We start from the raw sequence: 14939 nt of genomic DNA, 5'->3' as shown, positions 1-14939 counted from the left end.
GAGTAATATAGCGAAAAAAAGAATATCTACATGGTCAGCCAAACACCGAGAATCGCAGATTACATTTTGTTTGCTTCTATAAATGCAGCCAATTCTCCAAGGATTTACAGTTATGAAGAAAACTAAATATTTGCTTTTCCTTTTTCATTTACGTGTTTTGCTAATTTCGAGATATTGATTTTTCCTAAATTCGGCCTGGCTTTCTTTTTGATTGATCGATTCTTTGCCGATCATTTATCCTGCAAAAGGGATGTAATACGAAAAATTACTAATAGGAAACGCACTTTTTGCTAAGTAGAAAAACGCGGGGTCAGCATATATAAAAATCTCTGTTAGTTCATAGTTATTTTGAATTAATCTTGCCGATTGTTCAGCAGTTTCACAAATCAAAGGTGTCGTCATCAATTCATTACATTCGGCAGCGATCTTACCAATTTCATGGTATTAGGCTCAAGCACATCATCTGCAATCATTAATTGAATGATTCCACCTCCTTAAAATGGTTTTAATAATCTATAATGAAAATATTCCGTCTTTATTAAAAGCAGCATCCCATATAAACTGTCTTTAAATAGATTATTTTTTTAAAATGCAGCATTCTCAATATTATCGTCAGGAGATCTGACAAATTATAAAAAGTAAACGTTTTCAAAACTACCTATTTTAGAAAAAGTTGGCGAACGTATAGGATAAAATCTGGGTAAAACCGATGAACTGCTTGTTCATTGCACAGACAACGATGCTTTACATTTTGCCGGGTTTCAAAAGAATAGGACATTTTTGCCAGAAACATATGGATACATATTCAGCTTTGTATAATTGCCACTTGATCGAAATCTTCCGCGAAAAACTTCTTCGTATAACGGGTGAGAATTTGCATTACTGTTGGATCAATAAAGTGCTTGTACTCATGCATTTCGAAAGAATACAGCGCTGCTGAACAGTGCTATGCTGATGCTATTATTTTACCACGTTCTTGAGAAACTTGCTTTTGCTTGTCGTGTCGTTAAAATATTTGCTGTTGTGGATATTTAATACTTTAATGGGAAACGCTGGCTCATTTCGAAGGTTCTTTATTTTACGGAAGCTTCCGAAGCTCAAGCATTGCTTGTTTATGGAGCACCTGGATCATTTTTAGCAGCTCTCCCAACGTCATTGGCAGGAGATATTTTAGAAAAATCGGGTGGAATCAATGTAGCATCGAACTTTCCAAAGTTAAAAGAATATCCGCAATACGCTCAATTAGCGGTAGAACGTGTGGTGGAAGCTGATCCAGATATCATTTACTTAATCACACACGGTGATCCTAGCGGAGTAGAAAAAGCTTTTAAACAAGAAATGGAAAAAAATGCAGCTTGGAAAAACTTAGATGCAGTAAAAAAAGGAAACATTGTGGTGCTGCCATCGAATTTGTTTGGCACTAATCCGGGGACAAAGATCACAGAAGCAGTGGAATATATGCGTCAAAGCTTGAAAGATATAGGAAAGGATTCATGATGAATCGAAAGAAACGAATATGGCTTATCATCATTCTGATCATCTTATTGTTTCTAAGCGTATTCTATAGCCTGACAGCAGGCAGTATCTCTATTTCATTTAAGGAATTTTTTGCGGATATGGGCGATAAGGAATCGTTAGTGTACCGTGTTGTTTGGGATTTGCGGCTCCCAAGGATTCTCGTTGGGCTGCTTGTCGGCATGTGTTTAGCGGTTTCGGGTGCGATTTTACAAGCTGTAATGAAAAACCCGCTTGCGGATCCCGGTATTATTGGCGTGACGTCTGGGGCAGGACTAGCAGCGACGGTGATCATGGTGCTGTATCCCGATCAACTGCACATTTTGCCTTTAGCAGCCTTTCTTGGCGCTTTTCTTACGGCTATGCTCATTTATTTGCTAGCTTGGCAAGATGGAACTTCCATTGTTCGAATTATGCTGGTCGGGATTTCAATCAACGCCTTTTTAGGTGCGATCATGTCATGTATTATGATTTTACATAGCGACAAAGTTCAAGCGGTTCTGCCATGGCTAAATGGCGGGATTAGCGGCGTAAGCTGGGTGCATGTAGAGATGATTGTTTATTATGCCATTTTTGCACTGGCATTAGCGTTTTTTTCCATCAAACATATCCGCATGTTGATGCTGGGGGATGAGGTGGCCACTTTATTAGGCCATCAAGTGGAAAGAAGCAGATTTTTCTTAATTTTTGTCAGTGCTCTTTTAGCTGGAATAGCCGTCAGTGTGGCCGGACTGGTAGGATTTGTAGGTCTTATCGTTCCGCATATCATTCGATTGCTCATCGGAAACGATTATCGTTATTTGCTGCCATTATCCTGTGTAGGCGGCGGCATACTCGTTGTGTTCGCAGATGCTGCGGCAAGAAGCTGGTTTGATCCTATTGAACTGCCGGTAGGGATCCTGCTGTCTTTTCTAGGTGGTCCGTTTTTCCTATATTTGGTCTTTAAAGGGGGAGTGAAGCATGCTCACCGTTAAAGATCTGACTTACCACCATTCCAAACGATTCGGCATCAGCGAAATGAATCTGGAATTGCCAAAGGGTGAAGTGATTAGCATTATTGGGCCTAATGGATCAGGAAAATCCACCTTGCTGCGGCTCATCGCTGCCTTATTACAGCCCCAAAATGGCGAGATCATTCTCGATGGAAAAAATATCGTTTCTGCGAATCGAAAAGATATTGCAAAACAATTAACTATGCTGCCGCAAACACATGATGTTACGCTCGATTTTACCGTACGTGAATTAGTAGAGTTCGGCAGGAACCCTTATAAACGCAAATTTGCCCCATTCAGTCAAGAAGATAAAGAAATCGTTGATTGGGCGTTAGCTCTTGCCAATGTGAAACAATATGAACATCAACACTTGTCTTCCTTATCAGGAGGCGAGAGGCAAAGAGCATGGATTGCGATGGTTCTTGCCCAGAGTACTGAATATTTATTATTGGATGAACCGACCACGTTTTTAGATATTGTACATCAATTGGAAATTTTGGAGGTTGTCCAAACGATCAATCAACAGTATAACAGGACGGTCATCATGATTCTTCACGATCTGAATCAAGCCGCACAGTATAGTGACCGCTTAATCGTGATGAAAGACGGGACGATTTATCAACAAGGCAGTCCAGAGGAAGTATTTTCGGAAAAAATGTTTGAAGAGGTATTTGGTATTTCTGTCTCCATCCATGATATGGATGGAAAACCAATGTTTATTCCAAAACGATTCAAAAGAAAGGGGAAAAAAGAATGTACATCGTTACCAATTCCATTCGCGTGAAAAAAGGATATTCCGGAAAGCTAGTGGAGCGTTTTAAAATTAGAAAGGGAATTGAGAAATTTCCTGGGTTCATTCGTTTAGATCTCTTAGTAACGGACGGATTAAAAGATTATGACGAAGTTCGTGTATACACAACATGGGAGAACAAAGAAAGCTTCGAAGGCTGGTTCCACAGCGATGTGTTCCAAAAAGCGCATGAAAATCGAAAACAACATGATTATGTTATTGGAAATCAAGTGTCCTTCCATGAGCTAGTATATTCTTATGTAAAAGAAGATGAGCGTGCTGTCGAAAATTTATAAATAAAAGATGGCAGAACGATTTTTGTGAAGAAGGTTACAAAAATTGATTGGAAAAAGAATTGATATCCGAATTGCGGCCTTTTCCCAATGAATTGCGGGAAAAGGTCGTTTATTTTTTTTCAGCAAAAACAAAAAATGTGGCACGGGGCTGTCCAGAAAGTCAAATCCCTATTGAAAACCAAAAATCATTAACATCGATATTTCATAAAAGGGGGCCGTCAATAAGCCGAAAAAACGACTTATTAGACAGCCCCAATCAAGAAAATAGTTAGTTAAAACCGCAAACACTCCGGCTTGGACAGCGGAACAGCTGTTAGAAACAAGAAAATAGGTAGTTAAAGGCAGTTGCTAAAACAAAATTTGTATAAAAAATGATTGCAAAAGATTTTTCAATATCCTTTGTAATCAAAACTTTACTTCGTTTTTTCACTCTTTTTCAGCAGGAATTTCTTTGCCGTTCAATATTAGTTTGAACGTAACGTCACCCTTTAAAGATGCAGAAACCGCACAATATTTTTGTTTGCCTAATTGGATGGCGCGCCAAACTTTTTTCGGCGTTATATCCCCATTTACTGTAAATGTGATGGTATAAGCGGTGAAAGAAGAGGGCAATTCTTCGCGACGCGTGCCGTCGACTGTAATATCAATTGCCTCAATATGATCTAATTCATGTCTTAAAATCATCGTTACATCAATTCCAATGCAGCCGGCAAGAGCCGCTAGGAGCATTTCTGTTGGGGTTGCGGCACTTCCTTCTCCACCGTAGTTTTCCGTGGCATCCATTGCCATTTTGTATCCGGATGGACCGACTGCTTCAAAAGCACGGCCGCCCTGCCATGTTGCTTTAATTTGCATATTGTTCAATTCCTCTCTTTTAAAACTCTGTAACTTGTTGCAAAAATTTTTGTGCCCGCGCTGTTTGCGGATGTTCAAAAAATGCTGCTGGCTTCGCATCTTCTACGATAACGCCGTCTGCCATAAATAAAATGCGGTCAGCGGCACTCCGGGCAAATTTCATCTCATGCGTTACAATAATCATCGTCATGCCGTCTTCTGCTAATTCTTTCATTACTTTTAATACTTCTCCTACAAGCTCCGGATCAAGTGCAGAAGTCGGTTCATCGAATAGCATCAACTTCGGTTCCATCGCAAGAGCTCTTGCGATCGCTACACGCTGTTGCTGCCCGCCTGACAGCTGAGACGGATAAGCATCTTCTTTTGCTGCAAGCCCGACTTTTTCTAACAAATTGGCTGCGATGCTGTATGCTTTTTCCTTCGGCATTTTTTTCACTACTAATAAAGCTTCCATTACATTTTGGACGGCCGTTTTATGCGGGTATAAATTAAATTGTTGAAACACCATCCCTGTTTTTCGACGAATGGCATAAATTTCTTTTTGTTGTGCTTTTTTTGAAGCATTTGCATCAATCACGTGACCGTCGACTGTAATGGTGCCGCCTGTAATTGTTTCAAGTCCGTTGATGCATCTTAAAAACGTACTTTTTCCTGAACCGCTTGGACCAATGACTGCCACTACTTGATGGGCTGGAATGGATAATGAAATATTTTTTAATATTTCATGCTGTCCAAAATTTTTCTGTAAATTTTTAATCTCTATCATGCTGTCACCACCTTAATAAACAGACAGCCGTTTTTCGATTTTATTTAATAAAAATGTAAAGAATGTACTCATAATCCAATACATCGCTGCAATGGCTAAATAAAACGGCATGTAAACATAATATTGCGCCACTAATAATTGAGCAGAGCGCATTAATTCTGTGACCGCAATAACGGATACGAGCGATGTTTCTTTTAACATTCCGACAAATGTATTGCCAAGTGGGGGGATAGCGTAGCGAATCGCTTGAGGGATGATAATTCGGCGCATCGCCTGGCGTTCCGTCATACCAGTTGCGAGCGCTGCTTCTGTTTGCCCTTTTGGTATGGATTGAATCGCACCGCGAAACGCTTCTGAAACATAAGCGCCGATGTTAATACTTAGTGCAATATACGCAGCAGTTAATGGGCCTAATTCAATCCCATAATCAACTAAGCCATAATAAACGATGACGATTTGCACCAATGCCGGTGTCCCCCGAATAATGGACACATAGGCTCTTGCTATACCACGCAGAATGCGATTGCCCTTAAGCCGGGCAATCGCAATGATTAAACCAATGATTAAACCGAAGAACATGGAAACTACAGTAATGAGTAATGTATAATATGCCCCTTTTAACAAAAAAGGCAAGTTTTCAATGACTAAGTCCATTTTGGCAACCTACTTTCATCATTCTTCGGTCGGCTCTTCGTCAAACCATTTTACATAAATTTCTTTATATGTTCCGTCTTCTTTCATTTCTTTCAATGCTTTATTTAAAGCATCCACCAATTCTTTATTGCCTTTTTTCACAGCAACACCAGCTTGGTCCTCCTTAATTGGATCGCCGACGGCTTTAATTTTATAGCCGTTTTCTTCAATGACTGGTTTTAATGCATAGACATTGTTGATCGTTGCATCAATTCTGCCAGCATCCAAGTCTTTTAATGTTGTAATCACGTCATCATATGTGTTGATTTTAAAATCGCCCACTTTTGGCAATAATTCATTTCGCAAATATGCTTCATCATTCGTACCAAGTCCAACTCCGATTGTTTTTCCTTTAAAATCGTTAACAGATTTGATGTCATTATTGTCTTCTCGAACGATCACTTTGACTTTATTTGTAATATATGGTTCTGTAAAATCGATTTGTTTTTTCCGTTCATCTGTGATTGTCACTTGGCTTACTAAAATATCGAATTTACCTTTTTGAAGCCCAGGAATTAAACCAGAAAATTCTTGTGCAACAAAATTTGCTTTAACGCCTAGACGTTTTGCCAATTCTTTCGCAATGTCAACGTCAAAGCCGTCGTATTCTTTGTTTTCATTCATAAAATTATACGGTGCATAAGTACCCATAATGCCGACAGTGATTTCGCCTTTATCTTTGATTTCCTGTAATGCGTTTTTCTCTTGATCTTGAGTTTGTTTTTCTTTTTGATCATTGTTATTACCGCATGCTGAAAGTATTAGAGCTGCTATTGCAATGAGTGAAATGAACCATCTTATTTTTTTCATGTTTATATCCATTCCTTTCGCTTCGCTCAAGGCACAAAACGTAATGAAACAATTGTGCCACCGGCGTTATTTTTATTATTCTAAAGTCATAGGGATAACAGTCAACTACAAATCACGCGGAGGTGAGTGGGCCACTCTGGTTGCAGGGTGACCGCATGTTTATATGTGTAGATTGCCTTTCCAAGCACAAATAAGTGTGACTTCGAGCACGCAGACTTATCTTTGTATAAACAACTACTCGTTTATTGCTGGGCAATCAGTCAATGCTGTCTATCCCTATAATTCTCTGAAAGGATCATTCCCTATGGCCTTAAAAATTGTATACCCTATCTGTTGTGGAATCGATGTCCACAAAACCTTTGTTGTTGCCTGTATTGCCTCAACAATCAAAGGAGTTACAACTTACAAACGCCATCGCTTTTCTACCTATACAAAAGGATTGAATGAGCTGTCACAATGGCTTTGTGAAAATAACTGTAAGGATGTCTGTATGGAATCTACCGGGAAATACTGGATTCCTGTGTTTAATGTACTTGAAGCTTCCTGCAACATCACTCTTGCACACCCTAAGTACGTCAAGGCGATCCGTGGCAAGAAAACAGATAAAAAAGACGCCAAATGGATTGCTGATTTATTTAAGCATGACCTTGTGGCTGGAAGCTTTATGCCACCACTTGAGATTAGACAGCTGCGTGACCTTATGCGCTATCGTTTTAAACTGACTAATTTTATGTCAAGTGAGAAGAACCGTCTTCAAAACAGTTTAACTGTGTCTAACATCCAGCTTGGAAATGTTGTTTCAGATACCTTCGGCAAAAGCTCTATGAACATCATTGAAAAGCTCCTTAAGAACCCTTTAGACACTTCTTTTGATATTGAACCTTTAATCCACGGCTCCATGAAGAGTAAACTGCCTGAATTGGAGTTAGCCATTGACGGATTTATTACACCGGAGCAGGCTGAAAAATTAAAGGTGATGAAACAGCACTATGAAGACCTTCAATCTCGTAAAGCTGACCTTGAAAAAATCATTCTTTCCCTTGCCGCGTCCTACACAGAGGAAATGAACTTGATCTTAACTGTTCCGTCCTTTAAGAACATCTTTTCCGCCATTGCCGTGGTTTCAGAAATAGGTGTCAATATGGACGTGTTTCCGACAGCTAAGCATTTATGTTCCTGGGCAGGACTTACACCCACAAATAACGAGAGTGCCGGCAAGAAAAAGTCAGTAAGAATTTCGAGAGCAGGCTGCTACATCAAGCCTCTTTTGGTACAGTGTGCCACCGCTGTAGTCAAAAGTGAAAAACATCCCGAAATTCGAAACCGCTATTTGAAACTCAAAAAGCGCAGGGGTCACAAACGAGCAATTATTGCCATTGCACGTATGCTTTTAACAGCTATCTACAACATTCTCAAAAAGAAAGAACCATATAATCCGAATTTATATAAAAAAGCTGATGTTCTTCCAGTAAACCGTGAAATCACGGTAGAACAAGCTCTTTTATTAGCTAAATCCCAAGGGTTTCGTATAATTACTGTTGCAACCTAATATTTCCATCAAGGTCATCGATCGATGGCTTATTTTACTATGCCCTCTATTTCAGTGGTCGCCCGTAAGAGAAATTTCAGACTTATCCTCCTTCATTAGACACCAAAGATTCCAAAAAATTCAAAGTGTACAGTTTCTTCAATGAGCTGTTGAAGTGTTTTTTGCTGTAATGCATCTTTTGATGATGGCGATTGAAATAGCCATCTGGCTAAAACTCCTTCCAGGAGGCTCATGATGAATACTGCCAGTAATTTTGGATCTACTTCACGTGAGATCATTTTCAGTTCTTTGGCCTGTGCAATATTTTCCGCAAAAGCTGTTTCCATGTCTGCTTTAATCTCTTCCACTTTTTCTTGTATCTTTGGCTGAGAATGAATGCCTTTTAGCAATATGTTCATGAAATACTTATTGTTTTCAGCGAAATGAAAAATACGTTCAAACATTTGTGTCGTGGAAGCAACGGAATCTTGCAAGTCCACTTTTTTTGTGCGGTACCCTAGTTTGATTGCATCTAAAAGTTGGGCACGACCTATTTCCAGCATCTCAAGCGCGATCGCTTCTTTGCTTTTAAAATACCAATAAAATGTCCCTTGGGACACATTGCCTTTTGCGACGATATCTGAGACTTTCGTTTTTTCATAGCCAACTGTCGCAAATAATTCTAATGCAATTTGCAATAATTGCTGTTTTCTTTCCTGTCTTCGAGCTTCTGCCTGCACTATATCCCCCCTGACTGACTCATTAGTCAATTAAATCCTATAAGATTACTATAAATTAGTCAACACTTTTGCTTCATTTTTTTAAAAAGCCATGCTGTAAATTTAGAAATGGTTCGGCTGAAAAGAATAACAGAGCGAATCACCGTTATTTTATGGAAATTTGCATTACGTTATTCGTCCCGCTTTCACACACTGTCCTCTGTGTTCGTTCATGAACATAGCAAGAGAAGAAATCAAAGAAACAATGCTTTTCATGTGGAAAAAATGAATCTGCCGATGTCTGCAGCTGTTTTGCTGTTAACGAGATCAACTATCAACGTTTTCTTCATTATTTTCGACTGTATATCCCAGTAATTGATTTAGCTGACTTAGGAAATCAGTGAAAAAGGAGATAAAGATGGATTCATTGTGACTTTGACCTTTTAGGATTTTATTAGCAAAAAACAATGACGCCGTTTGCGAGCACTGATCCTTCTGTAAAGAGCCTTGCTTTTTGCGCGAAAAAAGAGCAGGAATGAGGATAAAATTTTGACACGTAATCAAGTTGTCTTGCATTTAGTTGTGGATAAAGCCAATTCACCTATATTTTCAAAATGATCCTATCTTCTTTAAGTTTTCCTTCAAAAATATCTTCCTCAATTTCTGCTCGACGGTTTTTTATGAAATGTCCTTGCCTTTGTTCACCTAACGTGTGCTAAAGATACCTTTACTATGAAAAGCCGATGGCAAGAGCATCTTCTGTGGTTGAAGCGATCACACTCTGTTCTAATAGACCTAATTTCAAAAGTTTTATGAATTTTCCATACAGATTATCTATAGGATTAATTTACTATGGTAAAATATTACACGTAAATGTTGTTAGGTATTTTGGAGGTATCATTATGTCGAAAATTGTCAATGCTTTTCGAATGCTTCTTTTATTGAAATCACGAGGACGAATGCAAATTAAAGAATTAGCAGAAGAACTTGAATTAAGTGAAAGGGTTATTCGAGTTTATCGAGATCAATTAGAAATGGCTGGATTCCATATTCAGACAGCTAGGGGAAGATATGGCGGTTATGTTCTGCCGAAAAGCAATATTTTTGAATACTTGTCGCTTTCACCAAAAGAATTAGAAGCATTAGTAAAGGCAAGTGAATATTTAAAAAATCATCCTACCTTTTTGCAATTCGATGATTTTGAAAGTGCCGTCATGAAGATTCAAAGTATTTCCAAACAGCAGATTCAGTCTTCGTCTGAATGGCAGCCAATTATTTTAGAGGAAAAAGCAAATGTCGATTGGAATCATGAAAAAGATAAGTATGAACAATTAAATTTTGCAATCGCGGCTCGCAGAAAAGTGAAAATTGTTTATGAGGCTTTAAATTCAGACCGCACTGAACGCATCATTCATCCTTACAAACTGATTCCGTATAAAAAATTTTGGTATTGCATTGCTTATTGTGAGCTAAGAAATGATTATCGTGATTTTAAATTAACTAGAATTCAAGATTATCAAATATATGAAGAAAGGTTTCAGCGTGATGAATCATTTCTGCTCGAAGACTATATTGGTAAAACGAGTATTTATGCTGATACCTATTTTGTTGAATTGCATGTAAAACCACCATTTTCCAAGATTTTAAGTGAAAAGATCTATTCAGAGGATCAAGAAATAGAGCAACAACAAGATGGATCCATCATTTTTCGGGCGACGATGTCCGGGTTGCCGGAATTAACTAGTTTTGTATTAAGCATGGGATCTGCAGTTCAGGTGCTCGGTCCGAATGAACTTCGCCAAAGCGTCGAGGAAGAAGTAGAAAAAATGTCAAAAAATTTTTTAAACTGACATATTAAGTTCCGGAATAGATGATAGGATGATGATAGAAAAGCTTGGAGGGAAAAGAAATGAGACTTCGATGCCAATTTGAGGTTGAAAGGCTACCCGTTGCCTATCGTATGATGTTTGTCAGTCTGATCAAGGAGAGCATAAAACGGTCAGCTCCGACATTGTATGAATCTTTGTATTTTTTTAACGGAAAACCTAGTAAGAACAGCAAACATTTTAGCACTGCATTATTTTTACCAAAGTATAAACTTATCGATGATGAATTCCATATCGAAGGCAAGATATCATTCTTGATCAGTACGCCTGACTATGAATTTTTTCTTCACCTTTATAATGGGTTGCAGCAGATACAAGAGTTTACTTATCAAACGTATACACTTCATCGGGGAAAAATTACACTTTTAGAAGAAAAACAAATAGATCAAATTCCTGTTTATTTTAAAACACTTTCTCCCATTTATATTCGTGATGCTCATAACAGATCAATCGCGCCAGATGATCCTGCATTCGAGCGTGAGCTGAATTATATTGCTAATCTCCTATTGAAAAATTTTCGTGGGCACGGACTTAAACAGCCATTGCAAGTCTTAGAAAATCAACTAAAGAAAACTGTAGTTAAAGAAAAAATCAGAGAATTTGACCACGGGTATCTTTACTTCACTGCATATAAAGGAAATTTTTGTCTAAATGGAGACATCGATGATTTACGCTTGCTTTCCCAGCTTGGAATTGGGTTTCGCAGGAATCAATCGTTCGGCATGGTGGAGGTGATATAACTTGGAAATTTTTTTGCCTACGGGTGAATGGATGATTAATCAAGGTTTGGTTGGATTTGTACGGATTGCTAGGAAAGCCGGACATCATATAGAAATGAAGCAGGACGGTATTTGTTTTGATAGCAGCATATTTAACACAATGGCTAAAGATTATTTTACATATTTTCTTGAAAAATTCAGTGTTGCTGATCGGGATGAAACAAGGCTAAAAAAAATTTTAAGTCGGTGTCGGAAAGAAGAAACATTTAAAGAAGCGAAAAAAAAGCTTGATGAATCGTTAAAGAGAACATGGGATAAGGCAAAAAATTACTGTTCTGATACAGCTGAAGGAACCGAAATGTCTTTGTTGATTGAACAAATTAAGGGATATGATCAGTTCGAAGACATTGAGCAAATAGAAAAAGAAGTTAACCGTTATCTCGACCTACTGAAAACTCCGTTTATTAATGAAAAACAAACAGTAAACTTTTTTAAACTTTCTATACTTCAACCTTATTTCGGTCAGAATAGTTTTCTCAATATTAGTTTAAATAAGTTGACGATTGAGGAACAAATTCAACGCATACATCAAGATTACATCGTTCCAATTTTGTGTGAACTAAAGCTTAAACAACTGCTTATGAATGCAGAGGATGAAAACCAACTATTAAGTTGGCTCAAAGAATGTCCCTATAAACCGATCAAAAATTTACATAAAACGTGGAAGAAAACATCTCTTGCTGACATTCGGGAAAACGAAAATGAACAGTTTTTATCATGCAGTTTTTTTGATGAATGGTATGCATTCGAACATTTAAATGAAGGTCATTTTGTTCCCTTACAGGTTAGTTCTTCAAATGCTTTGAATTATTTTTGGGATTTTGACAATGAAATGAAAATTCCTATTTCCAATCTTGCCAAATTTATATTGTTTTGTGCGCCTGCCGGAGCGGCACTTTCACCAAACGGAAACCAATCAAGCTTTGTGCAAATCGATGGGAGTATGAATAAACTTTTTGAAGTAAATGAACGTTATGCATTATTGCGCGAAGAAGAGAACCCTTTAAACGAAATTATTTTTGATTTAGTTACAGAATTGAAGGAAAAGGGAAATGCGAATCATCGAAATTATCTTTTTATTGATTATTCATCCGATTATCGGTCGAGAAAGACGATATTGAATTATTTTGATTTACCCCGTTCATTAAGTCGTTTCTTCGTGAATGAGCACGAACTATTGAAAAGGATGCATTATTCTTTGCGCAATGCGCTTGCATATGACTTTTTAACAAGGCGCGATGCAAAATGGAGGATTTTCAATGTACTCCGCCAATGCATCGAGAAAAAATATTCATCATTAGATGCTCAGACGGCAGTAGTTGTCCGTCATTTATACCAAAAATATTTGGAAGGAGATGGAGATGTGAAGATCGATTCGAAAACTGAAAGCAAAAGTATCTGGTTTTTATACAACTGTGGACGTGAAGTTCGGCAAAAATACGTGGAAAAAGGACAAGAACCGAAAGTTCAGGGAATTGCTTACCGATTGTTAAATGCAACAAAAGCGAACAATAAAAAGACTTTTATGGATTCTTTAATTCGCGTGTATATGTCTTTGGAGTTGCCAATGCCCTCTCTCTTTTTACAAGTGCTGCACGAAGAAAAGCTTGATTTTGCGACTGTTGCTAATGCGTTTATCGCAGGCTTGGTATCCCAACCCAATGACAAACAACCTGAAGGAGGAAATGAATAATGAGAAAGGCTTTATCATTTACAGTAATATTTCAAGGGAATTCATTAAATTATGGGGAAGGTATCGCCAATATTTCTGAATTAAAAAAATTCCACCGCGGGAATGGTGATGTTCATACATTTGCCTCTCGCCAAAGTCTCCGCTACGACATTGTCCGCCTTGGTAATCAACTTTTTAACTGGAATTTAGATGTTGTAGACAAATCGAAAGGAGTTATTCAATTTAAAGACGAATGCACCATCAAAGATTCAGTTGAAATGGATTTATTTGGATATATGAAAACAAAGGCGAAATCAGGCGCAGAGAGAAGATCTGCAGCTGTTCGCATTAGTCATGCGATTTCACTCGAACCTTTTCGAAGCGATCTTGAATTTTTAACAAATATGGGCCTCGCTAATCGAATTGGAACAGACGCGAATTTAGCAAATTTAGAGCAGCATCAAAGCCTTTATACGTATACGGTAACCATAGATTTTGCTCGTATCGGAGTGGACGGAAAGATTGAACTGCCGAATGAAGAACGTGCTGCCCGTATCAAACAACTTTTGACAATCATTAAAATATTAAATCGTGAAATTAAAGGAAGACAAGAGAATCTTGCACCTCTATTTATTATTGGAGGGGTATACAGTGTTGCTAATCCATTTTTCCTTGGGAGAGTGTCGTTAAAACAAGGAAATCAATACGAACTCAATACAGGAAAAATTGCATCAGTGCTTGAACAAACGATACTTGGAGAAAAGGTGGCAGATCGTACTAATATCGGGCTAGTACGTGGAGTTTTCGATAATGAAAGTGAAATTGAAACACTCGGGAATATCGTGACAATTGAGCAGTTTTTTACAATTCTTGAACAAGAAATTGACGAATATTTTGGTGATAAATGATGCAAGTACTACGACTAAAAATGTTTCAAGAAACTGCCTGTTATACAAAACCGTTTGCTTTGAAAGTAGGAGAAACATATCCGCTTCCTCCATACTCAACAGTAAAGGGCATGATACATGAAGTGTTAAAAGCCAATGAACTGATTCCATTTCGTTTGAGCATCCAAGGTGATTATGAAACAAGAGTTGTAGATTATAAAAAAAGTTATTTTATAAAAGATAGAAAAAGTAAAGAATTTCCTATAATTTTGGACGGGCTTTCAGGAATTGATTATTCCTATACTTCCATGACAGCGATGCCACTTTATATGCATCTTTTGTACAATGTTCAGTTAGTAATACATATCGCTGCAGAGGACGAAATTTTGCAAAAAATTTATAAAGCTTTTTATAGTTATGACGGTCATATCAGCCTTGGACGCCATGAAGATCTCGTGCGTATGGATGAGATAAGATTTATTGAGCTGATAACAGTTGATGAAAGTGACTTAGCTCATTCGATGTATATCCCGAAAAAGATCATTGCAGAGGATGACCTAACGGGTATCCCTTATCGCCTAAATTGGACTTATACAATTAAAAAGGGAGTTCGTGATTGGGTGAAAATCCCAACATTATATGTTGCACAGGGTGAAAAAATTTACAGTGAATTGTTTTATGAACCAATTCATTTTGATGAAGAAGGATATACTGTCTTCTTTAATTAAGCTTTTGTCTATGGACAAAAGCT

At 37.8% G+C, this 14939-nt stretch carries 14 protein-coding genes and 1 pseudogene; 10 read left to right on the top strand and 5 right to left on the bottom strand.

Annotated features, from left to right (window positions below):
* Positions 1–1077: 1077 nt before the first annotated feature.
* The 4 genes and pseudogenes from NSQ44_RS16245 to NSQ44_RS16230 form a co-directional block, all read left to right on the top strand.
* Positions 1078–1497: pseudogene (locus tag NSQ44_RS16245) on the top strand (ABC transporter substrate-binding protein); the annotation flags it as partial.
* Complete coding sequence (locus NSQ44_RS16240) at positions 1494–2489, top strand: FecCD family ABC transporter permease (protein ID WP_340857663.1); 996 nt, start codon at positions 1494–1496, stop codon at positions 2487–2489. The pseudogene NSQ44_RS16245 and the gene NSQ44_RS16240, both read left to right, overlap by 4 nt.
* The gene (locus NSQ44_RS16235) at positions 2476–3291 is read left to right on the top strand and encodes an ABC transporter ATP-binding protein (protein WP_340857662.1); all 816 of its coding nucleotides are present in this window, start codon (positions 2476–2478) and stop codon (positions 3289–3291) included. The genes NSQ44_RS16240 and NSQ44_RS16235 overlap by 14 nt, the downstream gene beginning before the upstream one ends.
* The gene (locus NSQ44_RS16230; RefSeq protein ID WP_340857661.1) at positions 3261–3593 is read left to right on the top strand and encodes an antibiotic biosynthesis monooxygenase; all 333 of its coding nucleotides are present in this window, start codon (positions 3261–3263) and stop codon (positions 3591–3593) included. The genes NSQ44_RS16235 and NSQ44_RS16230 overlap by 31 nt, the downstream gene beginning before the upstream one ends.
* Before the next feature lie 426 nt (positions 3594–4019).
* Here the strand turns inward: NSQ44_RS16230 and NSQ44_RS16225 are convergent, their stop codons facing one another.
* Genes NSQ44_RS16225 through NSQ44_RS16210 form a run of 4 tightly spaced genes read right to left on the bottom strand, consistent with a single transcriptional unit; the run spans position 4020 to position 6717 of the window.
* On the bottom strand, positions 4020–4448 hold the full coding sequence (locus NSQ44_RS16225) for an OsmC family protein (protein ID WP_063387719.1): 429 nt from the start codon (positions 4446–4448) through the stop codon (positions 4020–4022).
* Between the two features lie 19 nt (positions 4449–4467).
* On the bottom strand, positions 4468–5214 hold the full coding sequence (locus NSQ44_RS16220) for an amino acid ABC transporter ATP-binding protein (RefSeq protein WP_066250100.1): 747 nt from the start codon (positions 5212–5214) through the stop codon (positions 4468–4470).
* 12 nt (positions 5215–5226) lie between these two features.
* Positions 5227–5868 (bottom strand): amino acid ABC transporter permease, encoded by a 642-nt coding sequence (locus NSQ44_RS16215; RefSeq protein ID WP_063387721.1) that lies wholly within the window; start codon positions 5866–5868, stop codon positions 5227–5229.
* A gap of 18 nt (positions 5869–5886) precedes the next feature.
* A complete protein-coding gene (locus NSQ44_RS16210; RefSeq protein ID WP_063387722.1) occupies positions 5887–6717 on the bottom strand; it encodes a substrate-binding periplasmic protein in 831 nt (276 codons plus the stop codon).
* A gap of 304 nt (positions 6718–7021) precedes the next feature.
* On the opposite strand from NSQ44_RS16210, the gene NSQ44_RS16205 reads away from it, so the two are divergent.
* The gene (locus NSQ44_RS16205; RefSeq protein WP_094244418.1) at positions 7022–8266 is read left to right on the top strand and encodes an IS110 family transposase; all 1245 of its coding nucleotides are present in this window, start codon (positions 7022–7024) and stop codon (positions 8264–8266) included.
* A 95-nt stretch (positions 8267–8361) separates the two neighbouring features.
* On the opposite strand, the gene NSQ44_RS16200 is transcribed toward NSQ44_RS16205, so the two are convergent.
* Positions 8362–8985: a TetR/AcrR family transcriptional regulator gene (locus NSQ44_RS16200; RefSeq protein ID WP_232515597.1), complete on the bottom strand. Its 624-nt coding sequence runs from the start codon at positions 8983–8985 to the stop codon at positions 8362–8364.
* Between the two features lie 881 nt (positions 8986–9866).
* On the opposite strand from NSQ44_RS16200, the gene NSQ44_RS16195 reads away from it, so the two are divergent.
* The 5 genes from NSQ44_RS16195 to cas5b are packed head-to-tail and all read left to right on the top strand — an operon-like array spanning position 9867 to position 14916.
* Entirely contained in the window at positions 9867–10814 is a 948-nt protein-coding gene (locus tag NSQ44_RS16195; RefSeq protein WP_340857659.1) for a helix-turn-helix transcriptional regulator, read from the top strand.
* A gap of 59 nt (positions 10815–10873) precedes the next feature.
* Entirely contained in the window at positions 10874–11590 is a 717-nt protein-coding gene (gene cas6 / locus NSQ44_RS16190; protein WP_063387724.1) for a CRISPR-associated endoribonuclease Cas6, read from the top strand.
* A gap of 1 nt (position 11591) precedes the next feature.
* The gene (cas8a1, locus tag NSQ44_RS16185; RefSeq protein ID WP_063387725.1) at positions 11592–13322 is read left to right on the top strand and encodes a type I-B CRISPR-associated protein Cas8b1/Cst1; all 1731 of its coding nucleotides are present in this window, start codon (positions 11592–11594) and stop codon (positions 13320–13322) included.
* Positions 13322–14209, top strand: a complete 888-nt coding sequence (cas7i, locus tag NSQ44_RS16180; RefSeq protein ID WP_311066552.1) for a type I-B CRISPR-associated protein Cas7/Cst2/DevR — start codon at positions 13322–13324, stop codon at positions 14207–14209. The genes cas8a1 and cas7i overlap by 1 nt, the downstream gene beginning before the upstream one ends.
* Positions 14209–14916 (top strand): type I-B CRISPR-associated protein Cas5b, encoded by a 708-nt coding sequence (gene cas5b, locus NSQ44_RS16175; protein WP_063387727.1) that lies wholly within the window; start codon positions 14209–14211, stop codon positions 14914–14916. The genes cas7i and cas5b overlap by 1 nt, the downstream gene beginning before the upstream one ends.
* The last annotated feature ends 23 nt before the right edge of the window (positions 14917–14939 follow it).

Source organism: Aeribacillus sp. FSL M8-0254 (assembly GCF_038008845.1).
Lineage (GTDB): Bacteria > Bacillota > Bacilli > Bacillales > Aeribacillaceae > Aeribacillus > Aeribacillus composti.
Note: the sequence above shows the minus strand (reverse complement) of the source record. Positions and strands in the feature narration are given on the sequence as shown.